Origin of the sequence: Streptomyces sp. MST-110588 (assembly GCF_022695595.1) — a bacterium.
Classification (GTDB): domain Bacteria; phylum Actinomycetota; class Actinomycetes; order Streptomycetales; family Streptomycetaceae; genus Streptomyces.
Map to the genome: position 1 here is coordinate 3,277,561 of NZ_CP074380.1, position 14,900 is coordinate 3,292,460.

Annotated in this window: 10 protein-coding genes and 2 pseudogenes; 4 read left to right on the forward strand and 8 right to left on the reverse strand. The window is 72.4% G+C overall.

Annotation, left to right across the window (positions count from 1 at the left end):
* Positions 1 to 27 precede the first annotated feature (27 nt).
* From KGS77_RS14230 to KGS77_RS14255, 6 genes and pseudogenes are all read right to left on the reverse strand, one after another.
* The gene (locus KGS77_RS14230) at positions 28 to 1,665 is read right to left on the reverse strand and encodes a HAMP domain-containing sensor histidine kinase (RefSeq protein WP_242581460.1); all 1,638 of its coding nucleotides are present in this window, start codon (positions 1,663 to 1,665) and stop codon (positions 28 to 30) included.
* Positions 1,662 to 2,399 carry a response regulator transcription factor gene (locus KGS77_RS14235; protein ID WP_242581462.1) on the reverse strand — a complete coding sequence of 246 codons (738 nt, stop codon included), beginning with the start codon at positions 2,397 to 2,399 and terminating at the stop codon, positions 1,662 to 1,664. The genes KGS77_RS14230 and KGS77_RS14235 overlap by 4 nt, the downstream gene beginning before the upstream one ends.
* A 131-nt stretch (positions 2,400 to 2,530) precedes the next feature.
* On the reverse strand, positions 2,531 to 2,944 hold the full coding sequence (locus tag KGS77_RS14240) for a hypothetical protein (RefSeq protein ID WP_242581463.1): 414 nt from the start codon (positions 2,942 to 2,944) through the stop codon (positions 2,531 to 2,533).
* Positions 2,945 to 3,089: 145 nt separating this feature from the next.
* A complete protein-coding gene (locus tag KGS77_RS14245) occupies positions 3,090 to 4,256 on the reverse strand; it encodes a trypsin-like peptidase domain-containing protein (protein ID WP_242581464.1) in 1,167 nt (388 codons plus the stop codon).
* A 142-nt stretch (positions 4,257 to 4,398) separates the two neighbouring features.
* Positions 4,399 to 5,424, reverse strand: coding sequence for a LacI family DNA-binding transcriptional regulator (locus tag KGS77_RS14250; protein WP_242581465.1), 1,026 nt, complete (start codon positions 5,422 to 5,424; stop codon positions 4,399 to 4,401).
* 521 nt (positions 5,425 to 5,945) lie between these two features.
* Positions 5,946 to 6,617: pseudogene (locus tag KGS77_RS14255) on the reverse strand (response regulator transcription factor); the annotation flags it as partial.
* A 328-nt stretch (positions 6,618 to 6,945) separates the two neighbouring features.
* Here KGS77_RS14255 and KGS77_RS14260 point away from each other — a divergent pair.
* Positions 6,946 to 7,853, forward strand: a pseudogene (locus KGS77_RS14260) (alpha/beta fold hydrolase).
* 57 nt (positions 7,854 to 7,910) lie between these two features.
* Here KGS77_RS14260 and KGS77_RS14265 read toward each other — a convergent pair.
* A complete protein-coding gene (locus tag KGS77_RS14265) occupies positions 7,911 to 9,812 on the reverse strand; it encodes an ABC transporter ATP-binding protein (RefSeq protein WP_242587468.1) in 1,902 nt (633 codons plus the stop codon).
* Positions 9,813 to 9,868: 56 nt separating this feature from the next.
* Positions 9,869 to 11,602 carry an ABC transporter ATP-binding protein gene (locus KGS77_RS14270; protein WP_242581466.1) on the reverse strand — a complete coding sequence of 578 codons (1,734 nt, stop codon included), beginning with the start codon at positions 11,600 to 11,602 and terminating at the stop codon, positions 9,869 to 9,871.
* 284 nt (positions 11,603 to 11,886) lie between these two features.
* On the opposite strand from KGS77_RS14270, the gene KGS77_RS14275 reads away from it, so the two are divergent.
* The 3 genes from KGS77_RS14275 (at position 11,887) to KGS77_RS14285 (ending at position 14,649) form a co-directional block, all read left to right on the forward strand.
* The gene (locus KGS77_RS14275) at positions 11,887 to 12,132 is read left to right on the forward strand and encodes a MoaD/ThiS family protein (protein ID WP_277994321.1); all 246 of its coding nucleotides are present in this window, start codon (positions 11,887 to 11,889) and stop codon (positions 12,130 to 12,132) included.
* 9 nt (positions 12,133 to 12,141) lie between these two features.
* On the forward strand, positions 12,142 to 13,764 hold the full coding sequence (locus KGS77_RS14280; protein WP_347404491.1) for a hypothetical protein: 1,623 nt from the start codon (positions 12,142 to 12,144) through the stop codon (positions 13,762 to 13,764).
* 174 nt (positions 13,765 to 13,938) lie between these two features.
* Positions 13,939 to 14,649, forward strand: coding sequence for a DUF2993 domain-containing protein (locus KGS77_RS14285; protein ID WP_242581468.1), 711 nt, complete (start codon positions 13,939 to 13,941; stop codon positions 14,647 to 14,649).
* The last annotated feature ends 251 nt before the right edge of the window (positions 14,650 to 14,900 follow it).

Genomic DNA, 14,900 nt, shown 5'->3' on the forward strand with positions numbered 1-14,900 from the left:
CACGGGCGACTGCCCCGCCTCACCACCTCACGCCCCGCCCCCCGGCAGGTCCGGCGGAGGCGTGCTCGCGCCCGGGAGGGTGAGCAGGGCCTCGGTGCCGCCGCCCGGGGCGGCCCGCAGCCGTACGCCGCCGCCCGCCTGCTCCGCCGTACGCGCCACGATCGACAGGCCCAGACCGCTGCCGGGCAGGCTGCGCGCGGACGGGGAGCGCCAGAACCGTTCAAAGACGTGCGGCAGTTCCGCCGCCGGAATGCCGGGCCCGTGGTCCCGTACGGCCAGCTCGCCGCCCGCGAGCCGGACTTCCACGGCGCCTCCGGCCGGGCTGAACTTGACCGCGTTGTCCAGCAGGTTCACCACGGCCCGCTCCAGCGCCGCCGGCTCCCCGCGTACGTACCAGGGTTCGAGGTCGGCGGTGAAGGTCAGCGAGGGGCCGCGCAGCCGGGCCCGCTCCAGCGCCGCGGCCACGGCCTCGTGCAGGGCCACGACCCCCACCCCCGCGCCGTGGCCGGGCCCCGCCTCCGGCGTCCTGGACAGCTCCTGGAGGTCGCCGATGAGCGCCGCCAGCTCCCCCATCTGCGCCTTCACCGAGGCCAGCAGCGCCTGCTTGTCCGCGGCCGGGAGGTCCCGGCCCGACTGCTCGCTGCGTACCAGCAGGTCGATGTTGGTACGCAGCGAGGTCAGCGGCGTACGCAGCTCGTGCCCCGCGTCCGCGATCAACTGCCGCTGGAGGTCGCGGGAGGCGGCCAGCGCGGCGGTCATGGAGTTGAAGGACCGGGACAGACGGGCGATCTCGTCCTCGCCCTCGGTGGGGATGCGCAGGGTCAGGTCCTGGGTACGGGCGACGTGTTCGACGGCGCCGGTGAGCCGGTCCACGGGCTTCAGGCCCGCGCGGGCGACCCACAGGCCGGCGGTGGCCGCGCCCAGCACCCCGATCCCGGTGACGGCCAGCAGGACCAGCGCGAGCTGATTGAGGGGGTCGGTCACCGTCGACATGGGGGAGGCGATGGACAGGGCGACCTGGTTGCCCAGCGCGTCGGTGAGGGGGCCGTGGTACGGGCGGGTGAGGACCCGCATCTCCTTGCCGTCGGCGCCCCGGGTGGTGTGCGTGGTCTCGTCGGTCTGTCCCCTGGCGACCTGTACGTCCGAACCCTGCGCGGGGATACGGATCTTCTCCCACGAGGTGCAGACCGTGCCGTCGGCCGTCACGATCTGGATCGTGTAGGGGGTGGGCAGTTGCAGCCGGGCGTTCTCCGGCAGGGGGCTGTTGCACTTGGCGCCCAGGGCCTGCACGTACTCGGCACGGATCTCCTTGGCCTGCTGGCTCAGCGTCGCGTCGAGCTGCTCGGTGAGCCGGTCGCGGGTGACCACCCAGCAGGCGGCGGCCGAGGCGGCCACGGCGAACGCCACGGCGACGGCGGTGAGCAGGGCCAGGCGGGAGCGCAGCGGGAGCCGCCGGTAGCGGTGCGCGATCCGCTGTCTCAGGCCGGGGCGCGGGGGCGGGGGCGGGGCGGCAGTGCCGTGAACCGGTGCCGTACCGCCCGAGGCCGGTGCCGTACCGCCCGGGGCTGGTGCCTCCCCGCCCGGGACCGGCGCCTGGCCACCCGGGGCCGGCGCTTCGCCGCCCGGGCCCGGGGCGGCAGCGCCCGTAACCGGCGCATCGTTCATTCCGTGCCGCCCTCGGCCCGCAGGACGTAGCCGACACCGCGCACCGTGTGCACCAGCCGCGGCTCGCCGCCCGCCTCCGTCTTGCGGCGCAGATACATCACGTACACGTCCAGGGAGTTGGAGGTCGGTTCGAAGTCGAAACCCCAGACCGCCTTGAGGATCTGCTCACGGGTGAGCACCTGGCGGGGGTGCGCCAGGAACATCTCCAGCAGCGTGAACTCCGTACGCGTCAGCTCCACCGGCCGGCCGCCCCGCGTGACCTCCCGCGTCGACAGGTCCATCCGCAGGTCCGCGAAGGTCAGCAGCTCGCCCTCCTCGGGCCGCGGACCGGCCGCCGCCGCGTAGGAGCTGCGGCGCAGCAGGGCGCGGATACGGGCCAGCAGCTCGTCCAGCTCGAAGGGCTTGACGAGGTAGTCGTCGGCGCCCGCGTCCAGGCCGGTCACCCGGTCGCCGACCGTGTCGCGTGCGGTCAGCATCAGGATCGGTACGGTCACTCCCCGCGCACGCAGCCGCCGGGCGGCGGTCAGCCCGTCCATCCGCGGCATCAGGACGTCCAGCACGATCAGCTCGGGATCGTAGGAGGTGACCTTCTCGACCGCGTCCAGCCCGTCGACGGCCTGCTCGGTGCCGTAGCCCTCGAAGGCGAGCGAGCGCTGCAGCGCCTCGCGGACGGCCGGCTCGTCGTCGACGATCAGGATGCGGGCGGGCTGGTCACCGTGCTCGGCGGGGCTCATCTTGATGGCTACCTCGGGGTGGGACGGGACGGCTGACAGGGTGATTCTCGGCTTCGCGCACCGGATGCGCACGCCGGGTCCGTCCCCTGTACGGATATCCGGTGTACGGGTATCCGTACAGCCGCTCGGCTTCAGCCCCGGGCACGGGCGCCGGCACGTACGGCGCGGGCGCGGCCTGCCGGTTTTCCGGTCGCACGGTCCCGGCGCGGGGCCACGGTACGGACGAGCCGGGCCGTACGGGCGAGCTCCACGGGCCGGCCGGCTTGCGTGGGCCGGTCGGCCTGATCGGACCAGGCGGCCTGCGCGGACCGGGCGTCTTCCGCAGGCCGTGCGCTGCCGACATGTCCGGCCCGGGTGACATCGGCCAGGGCGAGGGCGAGGGTCAGCGCCAGGGCGAGATCCAGGTCCGCCGGTCCCGTACGGTCCGTACCGTGCTCGACGGAGAGCACACCCGCGCTGCGCCGCTCGCCGCCCGCGCTCCAGGCGACGGCGGCGGCCAGAGCCCGGCGGACGCGGTTGACCGGGACGGTGATCTTGTGGGCCATGACGGCCTCCTAGGGCAGAGGACATGCAAAGGACATGGGGCATGCGGTACGGCGTAATCGGTGCACCGTGATCGGTACGCCTGGATCGGTACGCCTGGATCGGTACGGGCGCGGCCGGCCGTGCGGTGGTGGCCGGCGTTGGGCGTCAGTTGCCGCTGCCGCCCGCGCGCAGGCTGTCCAGGTCGGCCTTGACGGTGTTGACGGGAATGGCGAAGCCGAGCCCGACACTGCCCGCCGCGCCCCCATTGGCCGCACTGGGCGCGTAGATGGCGGAGTTGATGCCGACGACCTGCCCCCGCATGTTGATCAGCGCACCACCGGAGTTGCCCGGGTTGAGCGAGGCATCGGTCTGAATGGCCTTGTACGAGGTCTTCGACTCCCCCGTGTCACCGTTGTACTGGTTGCCACCGAACTCGAACGGCCACTGCATACCGCCCCGCTGCCGCCGCTGCTGCCGCTCCTCGTCCTTGGGCACCGTCACCTTGCGGTCGAGGGCGGAGACGATGCCGCTGGTCACCGACCCCGTCAGGCCCTCCGGTGAGCCGATCGCCACCACCGGGTCACCGACCGCGAGCTTGTCGGAGTCGCCGAGCGCGGCGGGGGTCAGCCCCTTGGCACCCTGGATCTTGATGAGGGCCAGGTCCTTGTCGGGGTCGGTGCCGACGACCTTCGCCGTCTTGCTGCTGCCGTCGCTGAGCCGTACGGAGACGGTGTCCGCCCCGGCGACCACATGGTTGTTGGTGACGACCTCGCCGTCGGCGCTGACGATCACGCCCGAGCCGGTGGACCGGCCGTTCGCCGTACTCGCCGAGATCTCCACGATGGACGGGCTGACTGCCTTGGCCACCGCCGAGACCCCGCTGCCGCTGGTGGCGCCCGCGTTGACGACCGGGGTCGCGGCGCTGCTCTTGTCGCCGATGGTGGTCCCGGCGATCAGTGCCGCACTGCCACCGCCTATGAGCCCCGAGGCCAGGGCGACGGCGGCGAGCAGGGCGACCGGCCGGCGGGCACGGCGGCGCGGTCCACCAGGTTCGCCGGAGCCACCAAGTCCGCCGGAGCCACCAAGTCCGCCGGATCCGGGCTCCTGCGGCGGTACGGCCCCGAATCCCGCGTACGGGCCGCCGGCTCCCCCGCTCCCGTCGGCCGCGACGGGCGGGGAAGGCGCGTACGGAGGCGGCGGCGGGACGTCCGCCCGGTCGCCCGTAACGTATGCGTTCTGACCTGCCCGCGAAGAATGATCGATTTGCGGGTTCTGCGAAACTTGCGGTGTCTGCGAGGTTTCGTCGCCGCTTCGGCGGTGGTTGTCGGCCATGTCTCGACTCTGCGGGCCCATCATGAGAACTACCTGAGAACGCCCTGAGAGGTCCGACAGAAGCAGGTATGCCCGGTATAAAGACGCAGGGCTGACGAGGCGCCGTGCCGCGTGCCCGTCAGCTTCCGCAGCCGCGTGCCCGTCAGCTTCCGCAGCCGCAGGACCTGCGGATCACCAGCCGCGACGGGAACTGCCGCAGCCGCTCGCGCCGCGAACCGACCACCCGCAGCGCGTCGTCCAGCACCAGGTCGACCGCCGCCCGCGCCATCGCCTCGCGGTCCGAGGCGACCGTCGTCAGCGGCGGGTCCGTCAGCGCCGCTTCCTTCACGTCGTCGAAGCCCGCGACCGCAAGCTCGCCCGGTACGTCGATGCGCAGCTCCCGCGCCGCCCGCAGCACCCCGATCGCCTGGTCGTCCGTCGCGCACATGATGGCCGGTGGCCGGTCGGGGCCGGACAGCAGCTTCAACGCGACCTGGTAGGCGTCGTAGCGGTTGTACGGGGCCTGGAAGAGCCGCCCCTCCAGGGACTTGCCGGCCTCCTGCATCGCCCGGCGCCAGCCCTCCACGTGATCGGCCACCGGGTCGCCGATCGTGGGGGTGGTCTCCGTACCGCCGAGGCAGGCCACGTAGTCGTGGCCGTGTTCCAGGAGGTGGCGGGTGGCGAGCTGGGCGCCGCCGATGTCGTCCGTCATCACGGCGAACTCGTCGATCGCCTCAGGCCGCTCGTGCATCAGCACGACCCGCGCGTCCCAGGCATCGATCTCGGCCGCCGCCCGCTCGCTGGGGCCCTGGCTGATCAGGATCAGGCCCGCCACCCGCATGCCCAGGAAGGCGCGCAGGTAGTGAAGTTCACGCTCGTCCAGATAGTCGGAGTTGCCGACGAGCACCATCTTGCCGCGCTCGGCGGCGGCCCGTTCGACCGCATGGGCCATCTCGCCGAAGAAGGGCTGCCGGGCATCGGGAACGATCAGACCTATCAGGTCGGTACGGCGGGACGCCATCGCCTGCGCGACCCGGTCCGGCCGGTAGCCCAGCTCTTTGATCGCGGCGAGTACCCGCTCGCGCGTGGCCGGGGCGACCGGCCGGGGTCCGTTGTTGATGACGTAACTCACGACAGCGGTCGACGTACCCGCCCGCCTTGCCACATCATCCCGCGTCACCTTGGCCACGCGCGGCAGTCTACGCGGGTGGAGCCGCGCGGTGTCCGGTCAATTCTCCCCGTATCAGGGAGCGGTCCGGGACGTCACGTAGGGGGCGCGCCGGAGCCGCACTTCCCTCCGGCCCGCGGTCCGCGCTCCCCTACCGGCCCCTACCGGTCCACCGGCCGTACGGCGGCGGTCCGGGCCGCGATCCGGGTCGCGGCCCCGGTCCCGCTGCGGGCATCGCCGTTGGACGCGGTCATGGACGCGGCCCGTGCCCCGCTCACGGCACCCGCCGCGGCGGCCGGCCGGTCCGCCGCGACGCCGCCTTCGGTGCTCCGCTCCCGTCGCGCACGCTGCCCGCCATGAGCCGCCCGCTCAGCCCGCTCAGCCCGTTCAGACCGTTCAGCCCGCTCGGTCCGGTTTACCTGGTTTGCCCCATCCACCCTTTCCGTTCGCCCAGCCGCTTTGCCGGACGGCCCAGAGGCCCCCGACGCCCCGGGCGCCCCCGAAGCCCCCGCCTTCGTCGCCTTCTCCGCCATCGCCTCGGCCTTCTCCGGGCTGACGAACCGGTATCCGACGTTCCGTACGGTCCCGATCAGCGACTCGTACTCCGGCCCGAGCTTGGCCCGCAGCCGCCGGACGTGCACGTCGACCGTGCGCGTACCGCCGAAGTAGTCGTAGCCCCAGACCTCCTGGAGGAGTTGGGCCCGGGTGAAGACCCGGCCCGGGTGCTGCGCCAGGTACTTCAGCAGCTCGAACTCCTTGAAGGTCAGGTCCAGGACCCGCCCCTTGAGCTTGGCGCTGTACGTCGCCTCGTCCACCGACAGGTCACCGTTGCGGATCTCCATCGGGCTGTCGTCGGTGGTCAGATGGCGGCGCCCGGTGGCCAGCCGCAGCCGGGCCTCGACCTCGGCCGGGCCCGCGGTGTCCAGCAGTACGTCGTCCACGCCCCAGTCCGCCGTGACGGCGGCCAGCCCGCCTTCGGTGACGACCAGGAGGAGCGGACAGCCGGGCCCGGTGGACCGCAGGAGCTGGCACAGCGACCGTACGTGCGGCAGGTCGCGCCGGCCGTCGATCAGTATGACGTCGGCCCCGGGGGTGTCCACCAGGGCCGGTCCCTCGGCGGGGGCGACGCGCACGCTGTGCAGCAGCAGGCCGAGCGCGGGCAGCACCTCCGTCGACGGCTGGAGTGCGTTGGTCAGGAGCAGCAGCGAGCTCACCGCCGACCACCCGCCCGGTCCCGGCCCCCGGTCGTACGGGGGCCGCCGGGTCCGCCGGGCCGGCCCCGCCGGTCCCGTCCGGTCCGCCGGTCCTGCTCGTTCTGCACGCTTCGCTCGCCCATTGCGTCGGTTCCTCCTCGGTCCCTGCGAAGGGGGCACCTCCCGGGCGCCGGCCCGGGGGAGTATGCGGCACTGCTTCGTACGCTCACTCTGATCACTCTGCGCCCTGGAGCGCGCGTGCGCTCATCCGCGCACGACCGCGGCTGAAAGCACAAAAGGACCCGGGGCAACGCTGCCCGGATCCTTCTTGCCCAGCAGAATAGCCCACATGACTTCCCCGTCCGAGGACGCCTTTGCACGATCGCGTGTTCCGTCGATCACTTCGGGTGATTTCCGAGCGTCTTTGTTGACGGACGACGGCGTACGGATCGAGGCGTCGTATGTACCCGCGCCGCGGCCCCGGACGGACCGCGCCAAGGCTCCCGCCGACTCCCCCGCCGGCCCCGACGCCCCCGTGATCGTCCTCGCGCACGGCTTCACCGGCGCCCTCGACCGTCCCGCGCTGCGCCGTGCCGCGGCGGTCTTCGCCCAGCGTACGGCCGTGATCACGTTCTCCTTCCGGGGGCACGGCCGGTCCGGCGGACGGTCCACCGTCGGCGACCGCGAGGTCCTGGACCTGGCGGCGGCCGTCCGCTGGGCCCGGGCGCTGGGCCACCGCCGCGTCGCCACCGTCGGCTTCTCCATGGGCGGCTCGGTGGTCCTGCGCCATGCCGCTCTGTACGGCCTGTACGGCGCGGCGGACGAGGGGGAGCGCGAGGGGCGCATTGATGCGCACCCCGACACGGTCGTGTCGGTCAGTGCTCCCGCCCGGTGGTTCTACCGGGGGACCACCCCATGCGCAGGCTCCACTGGGTGGTGACCCGGCCCTCGGGCCGCCTGGTCTCCCGCCTCGGCCTGCGCACCCGTATCCACCCAGAGGACTGGGACCCGGTGCCGCTCCCGCCCGTCGCCGCCGTCCCGCGCATCGCCCCGACCCCGCTGCTGATCGTGCACGGCGACCGGGACCCGTACTTCCCCGTGGACCACCCCCGGATGCTGATGTCCGCCGCCGACCCGGCGACCACGGAGCTGTGGCTGGAACGCGGCTTCGGCCACGCCGAGAACGCGGCCGGTGCGCCCCTGCTGCACCGCATCACTGACTGGATCATGGACCGGACCGCGGCCCGGCACACCTGACGCGCTACGGATCAGGTGTGCCGGGCCGCGGAAGCGCGTCGGCGGAAGACGACGGGCTCACTCCGTCTCGGCCACCGCCTCCGCGAACTGTGCCGCGTACAGCCGCGCGTAGGCGCCGCCCGCCGCCAGCAGCGCGTCGTGGCTGCCCTGTTCCACGATCGAGCCGGACTCCATCACCAGGATGACGTCCGCGTCGCGGATCGTGGACAGCCGGTGGGCGATCACGAAGCTCGTACGGCCGGTCCTGAGCTGGGCCATGGCGTGCTGGATCAGCACCTCGGTACGGGTGTCGACCGAGCTGGTGGCCTCGTCCAGGACCAGGATCGCCGGTTCGGCCAGGAACGCCCGCGCGATGGTGATGAGCTGCTTCTCGCCGACGGAGACATTGCCGCCCTCGTCGTCGATGACGGTGTCGTAGCCGTCGGGGAGGGTGCGCACGAAGCGGTCGACGTGGGTGGCCTTCGCCGCCTCGACGATCTTGTCGAGCGAGGTGCCCTCGGGAGCGCCGTACGCAATGTTCTCGGCGATCGTGCCGCCGAAGAGCCAGGTGTCCTGGAGCACCATGCCGATGTTGGCGCGCAGCTCCTCGCGGGTCATCTGCGCGATGTCCACGCCGTCCAGGGTGATCCGGCCGCCGCCCACCTCGTAGAAGCGCATCAGGAGGTTGACCAGCGTGGTCTTGCCGGCGCCCGTCGGGCCGACGATCGCGACCGTCTGGCCGGGCCGTACCGACAGCGACAGGTTCTCGATGAGCGGCTTGTCGGCCTGGTAGCTGAAGGACACCTCCTCGAACTCGACCCGGCCCCTGACGTGCTCGGGCCGTACGGGCTCGGCCGCCTCCGGCGCCTGCTCCGGGGCGTCCAGCAGCTCGAAGACCCGCTCGGCCGAGGCGACACCGGACTGGACCAGGTTGGCCATGGAGGCGACCTGGGTCAGCGGCTGGCTGAACTGCCGGGAGTACTGGATGAACGCCTGCACGTCACCGATGGACAGCGCGCCGGAGGCCACCCGCAGGCCGCCGACCACCGCGACCAGCACGTAGTTGAGGTTGCCGATGAACATCATCGCGGGCTGGATGATTCCGGAGATGAACTGCGCCTTGAAGCCCGCCTGGTAGAGCGCCTCGTTCTGCTCGCGGAAGAGGGCGGCGGACTCCTTCTGCCGGCCGAAGACCTTCACCAGCGCATGGCCGGTGTACATCTCCTCGATGTGCGCGTTGAGTTTGCCGGTGGTCTTCCACTGCTGGACGAACTGCGGCTGCGCCCGCTTGCCGACCTTGGTGGCCACCACCACCGAGACCGGCACGGTGACCAGCGCGACCAGTGCCAGCAGCGGCGAGATCCAGAACATCATCACCAGCACGCCCAGGATCGTCAGCAGCGAGGTGACGATCTGGCTCAGGGTCTGCTGGAGGGTCTGCTGGATGTTGTCGATGTCATTGGTGGCGCGGGAGAGGACCTCGCCGCGCGGCTGCTTGTCGAAGTAGCTCAGCGGCAGCCGGGAGAGCTTGTGCTCCACCCGCTCGCGCAGGCGGAAGACGGCCCGCTGGACGACGAAGGTGGCGATCCGGGCCTGGACGAAGCCGAAGACCGAGGCGCCGACGTAGATCAGCGTCACCCACAGCAGCACCACGCCGACCGCGCCGAAGTCGATGCCCTGTCCGGGCACGACGGGCATCGTGCCGAGCATGTCGGCCAGCCCGTCCTGGCCCCGGTCCCGCAGGTGCGCCACGGCCTGGGCCTTGGTGATCCCCTCGGGAAGCCGCCGGCCGACGATGCCGGCCATGATCAGGTCGGTGGCGTGGCCCAGGACCTTGGGGCCGATGACGCTCAGCGCCACGCTCAGCGCGCCGAGCGCCAGCGCGACCGCCATGATGCCGCGCTCGGGCCGCATCTCGCGCAGCAGCCGCTTGCCGGAGCCCTTGAAGTCCATGGACTTCTCGGTCGGCTGGCCGCCCATCATGCGCGCGGGTCCGGCGGCGGGCGCGGGTCCGCGCCTCTGGGGGGCCGGGCTGCTCACGCCGCCTCCTGTTCGGTGAGCTGGGACAGGACGATCTCCCGGTACGTCTCGTTGTCCGCCATCAGTTCGGTGTGGGTACCGGTGCCCACGACCCGGCCCTCGTCCAGGACGACGATCCGGTCGGCGCCCCGGATGGTGGAGACCCGCTGCGCGACGATCACGACGGTCGCCTCCCGGGTCTCCTGGGCCAGCGCGGCCCGCAGCGCCGCGTCGGTGGCGTAGTCCAGCGCGGAGAAGGAGTCGTCGAAGAGGTAGATCTCGGGCTTGCGCACCAGCGCGCGGGCGATGGCCAGCCGCTGCCGCTGACCGCCGGAGACATTGCCGCCGCCCTGGGCGATGGGCGCCGCCAGGCCGCCTTCCAGCTTCTCGACGAAGTCGCGTGCCTGGGCGGTCTCCAGGGCGTGCCACAGCTCCTCGTCGGTGGCGTCCGGATTGCCGTAGCGCAGATTGGACGCCACGGTCCCGGAGAAGAGGTACGGCTTTTGCGGTACGAGGCCGACGGCGGTGGACAGCGTCTGCGGGTCCAGCCCGCGTACGTCCTCGCCGTCCACCAGCACCGCGCCCTCCGTCGCGTCGAACAGACGCGGAACCAGCCCCAGAAGGGTGGACTTGCCGCTGCCGGTGGAGCCGATGACGGCGGTGGTCTCGCCGGGCCGGGCGATCAGGGAGACGTCCTTGAGGACCGGCTCCTCGGCGCCGGGGAAGCGGAAGCCCACGCCCCGCAGCTCCAGTTCGCCGTGCCGGCGCAGCGCGGTGACCGGCCGCTGTGGCGGGGTGACGCTGGTGTCCGTGGCCAGCACTTCCTGGATGCGCTCGGCGCACACCTCGGCGCGCGGCAGCATCATGACCATGAACGTCGCCATCATGATCGACATGAAGATGTACATGAGGTAGCTGAGGAAGGCGGTCAGCGCGCCGATCTGCATGTCACCGCTGTCGATGCGGTGCCCGGCGAACCAGACCACGGCCACGCTGGAGAGGTTCACGATCAGCATGACCAGCGGGAACATCATCGACATCAGCCGCCCGGCCCGCACGGATATCTCGAACAGGTCGGTGTTGGCGGCGGCGAACCGCTCCTGCTCGTGCCGGTCACGGACGAAGGCGCGGATGACGCGGATACCGCTGATCTGCTCGCGCAGCACGCGGTTGACGGTGTCGATGCGCTGCTGCACACCGCGGAACAGCGGGCGCATCCTCCGTACGATCAGCGACACCAGGACCGCCAGGACCGGGACGACGACCAGGAGCAGGCCGGACAGCGGCACGTCCTGGTTGAGCGCCATCACCACACCGCCGACACACATGATCGGCGCCGCGACCATCATCGTGAACGTCATCAGCACCAGCATCTGGACCTGCTGGACGTCGTTGGTGGTGCGGGTGATCAGGGAAGGTGCGCCGAAGGTCCCCACCTCGCGGGCGGAGAAGGACTGGACACGGTCGAACACGGCGGCCCGGACGTCCCGTCCCAGGGCCATCGCGGTCCGCGCGCCGTAGAAGACGGCGCCGATCGCGCAGAGGATCTGCAGCAGGGTGACGGCGACCATCAGGCCGCCCAGGGTCAGGATGTAGCCGGTGTCCCCCTTGACCACACCGTCGTCGATGATGTCGGCGTTGAGAGTGGGCAGGTAGAGGGTGGCCAGCGTCTGTATGAGCTGAAGCAGGACGATCAAGGATATAGAGCGCCTATGGGGCCGCAGATGCGCCCGCGCGAGTCGGACCAACACACATCGAGCCTATGCGAGTGCTTGTCCGCGGCAATCGAATTAGTGCCCGGACGCGGGGCACCCGGAAAGGCTTTGCCGGAACTTGCCCGGGGCAGGGCGGTCGGGCCCGTACGCCATCATGGAGGCGGCAGCGACGGAGACACCGCACCACCAGCCGTCCCGGCCGCATGTCACCGATCACCCCACGATCCATCCCGACCACACCACGACCACCCCACGACGACGACCACGACGCACACCACGTCGCTCACGATGAAGAGGCCGCCGTGACATCAACTGGCACCGTGCGCTACTGGGCCGCGGCCAAGGCCGCCGCCGGCACGGCCGAGGAGCCGTACGCGGCGGCGACGCTCGCCGAAGCGCTGGACGCGGCGCGCGACCGGCACCGCGCCAACCCCGAGTTCGCGCGCGTCCTGACGCGCTGTTCGTTCCTGGTGGACGGCGATCCGGTCGGCACCCGCGACCACGCGGCGGTGCCCCTGGCCGAGGGCGGCACCGTCGAGGTCCTGCCGCCGTTCGCGGGAGGGTGAGGGCGACACATGAGCGAGAATCAGCCGCAGAACCAGCCGCACCATCCGTACGGCCCCTACGAGCCGTACGAGTCCTACGACTCCTACGCGCCCCGTGAGCCGTACGCGCCTCACGAGCGGGCGCCGGAGCAGCCGTACGGACAGCAGCCGGGCCACGGACAGCAGCCGGGCCCCGGGCAGCAGCCCTACGGCTCGTACGGACAGCAGGGGCACCCGCAGCAGAATCCCACCGTCTGGCCCGCGGCGGCGGGGCAGCACAGCCGGCCGGAGCCGTCCGACCGGTCCTCCTACGGGCACGACGCGTACGGCCACGACACCGGCGGCCACTCCTCCCAGGGGCGCGACGCCTACGCGCAGGGCGGCGCCGGACAGGCCGGGCAGGACGACCCGCAGACGCAGATCTGGAGCGCCCCGACGTGGGAGACCGGCTACCAGATGCCGGTGGTCCCGGGCCCGGCCGAGGAGACCGCGTACCTGCCGCGGCAGGACGGGACGCACGGGGGGCACGGCGGTCGTGGGAGCCTCGGCGCGCACGGAGCGGCGCACGGCACACCCGGAGCACAGGGTTCGCAGGCGGGCCAGGGCTCGTACGGCGGGCAGAGTGCGCAGGCAGGCCAGGGCTCGTACGGCGGGCAGGGGTCGCAAGCAGGCCAGGGCTCGTACGGCGGGCAGGGGTCGCAAGCAGGCCAGGGTTCGTACGGAGGGCAGGGGTCGTTCGGGTCGTCCGGCGCCCGCCACGGGTCGTCCGGGCCGCAGTCGACCGGCTCCCCCCGTACGCCCCACAGCATGCCGCCCGAGCAGCCCTACGCCCGGCGCACCCCCGGCAGCGGCGGCCCCTCCGTGCCCGCCCCGGCACCCGCCCCCGACCTGGCGGGGCTGGCGCCCAACCAGCGGGCCCGCGCCGAGGGCCGCTCGCCCGTCATCCCGCCCGGCCTGAAGCCCGCCGCGCTCACCGCCGCCCTGGCCCTGCTGCTGGCGGTGACCGCGCCGCTGCCCCGCCCGGTGCTCTGCGTACCGGTCGTGCTGCTCCAGGCCGTCACGGCCGCGGGGTGGTTCCGGCTCAACGGCATGTGGCCCGCCCGCCAGGGCATCGCGCTGGCCTTCCTCGCGGGCCTGGCCACCGACGCCGGGCTGCTGGCCGCCGACCGCGACCAGGCGCCGGTGGTGGCCCTGGGCACGCTCGGCGTCTGGTGCCTGTTCGTCCTGGTCCTCCAGCTCCGCAACCGCAGCAGCGCGGACGAGCGGATGTACGCGCTGACCGCCGGGCTCACCTCCACCGCGCTGGTGGTCCTGGCCTCGGGCCAGTTGTCCGCCACCTCGGACGCGGTGGTGGTCGGCGCCGCCGCGGTCGCGGTCACCACGCTCGCCCGCGCGCTGCCGCTGCCCTCCGTCGTCTCCGTCCTCGTGGCGCTGCTGGGCGGCGCGGGGGCGGGCATCGCGGCCGGCCAGATGACCGGAATGGGCGCCTCGGGCGCGCTGCTGGGCCTGGCGGCCGGCGGCTGTGCGCTGATCGGTCTGCGGGTGGCCAGTTACGACTACCCCTCCCGCTTCGTCCACATGACGGCCGGCGTCGCCCTCCCCCTCACCCTCGCCGCGCCCGCCGTGTACGTCCTGGGCCGCGCCCTGGCCTGAGCTGGCCCGCCCCGGCGTCCGCCCCCGTTCCACCCCCGCCCCGACGGTTCGAGCCGCCGGGGCGGGGCATATGCGCCGGAACCTATTAGGCTCACAACCAATCAGGCAGGCCGGGGGTCTGTCCGGAGAGAAGCCGGTCGGGAAACCGGCCCGTCGCCTGGGGGTAGGGGTTCGATGCGCGCACTACGAGTGCTGCTGGTCATAGCGGTCATACTCGGCGGCCTGTTCGTGGCCGCCGACCGTATCGCGGTGAACATCGCCGAGGACAAGGCCGCGGACAAGATCCGCGTCAGCCAGGGGCTCAGCGGGTCCCCGGACGTGTCGATCAAGGGCTTCCCGTTCCTGACGCAGGTCGCGAGCCGGTCGCTGGACGAGGTGGACGCCGACCTCGGCGGCATCGAGGCCAGCGCGGACGGCCAGCGGCTGAGGCTGACGGAGCTGACGGCGCAGTTCCGCGACGTGAAGCTGACCAGCGACTACTCCTCCATCGAGAGCGCCGCCAGCGCGACCGGCACCGCCCGGATCTCCTACGCGGACCTGACGAAGGCCGCGGGCGGCGGCGTACGGGTCGGCTACGCGGGCAAGAAGAACGGCACCGGCCAGGTCAAGATCTCCCCGAACATCGGCGGCCTGCCGCTGCTGGACTCCCTGGAGGTCACCGGCTCGGTCAGCATCGTGGGCGGTGACACCGTACGGCTGCGCGCGGACAGGCTCCCGGCGCTGTGCCAGAGCATCCCGAGCTGTGAGGAACGGGTCCGCAAGCGCACCGACCACGACTGGAAGCTGAGCAGGCTGCCCGGCAACCTCAAGCTCTCGAAGATCGAGTCGACCCCGGACGGCGTCTCGATCTCCGCCACCGGCACCGACGTCAAGGTCACCGGCTGACGCGTGATGCGGCCGGCCCGGTCCGTCCCGTACAGGCCGGGCCCGTACGCCTCGCTCCCCGTACGTCTTGCTCCCCTTACGCCTCAAGCCCGTGTGCGGGCTCCTCCTCCCTCCCTTCCTTGCCTCCCTCCCCTTGCGCTCCGCCGCCCGTCCATCCGCTGAGACGGCACCGTCCGCCCTCCAGACCCCGGCGTGACGTCCGCATACGCACCGGCCCCGGCCGCCTCCGCGCACCTCCGCCCATCCGGCAC

Excerpts from the sequence above, each read along its gene's own strand:
- KGS77_RS14230 (WP_242581460.1), bottom strand. The coding sequence starts at position 1,665 with ATGAACGATGCGCCGGTTACGGGCGCTGCCGCCCCGGGCCCGGGCGGC.
- KGS77_RS14235 (WP_242581462.1), bottom strand. The coding sequence starts at position 2,399 with ATGAGCCCCGCCGAGCACGGTGACCAGCCCGCCCGCATCCTGATCGTC.
- KGS77_RS14240 (WP_242581463.1), bottom strand. The coding sequence starts at position 2,944 with ATGGCCCACAAGATCACCGTCCCGGTCAACCGCGTCCGCCGGGCTCTG.
- KGS77_RS14245 (WP_242581464.1), bottom strand. The coding sequence starts at position 4,256 with ATGGCCGACAACCACCGCCGAAGCGGCGACGAAACCTCGCAGACACCG.
- KGS77_RS14265 (WP_242587468.1), bottom strand. The coding sequence starts at position 9,812 with ATGGGCGGCCAGCCGACCGAGAAGTCCATGGACTTCAAGGGCTCCGGC.
- KGS77_RS14280 (WP_347404491.1), top strand. The coding sequence starts at position 12,142 with ATGAGCGAGAATCAGCCGCAGAACCAGCCGCACCATCCGTACGGCCCC.
- KGS77_RS14285 (WP_242581468.1), top strand. The coding sequence starts at position 13,939 with ATGCGCGCACTACGAGTGCTGCTGGTCATAGCGGTCATACTCGGCGGC.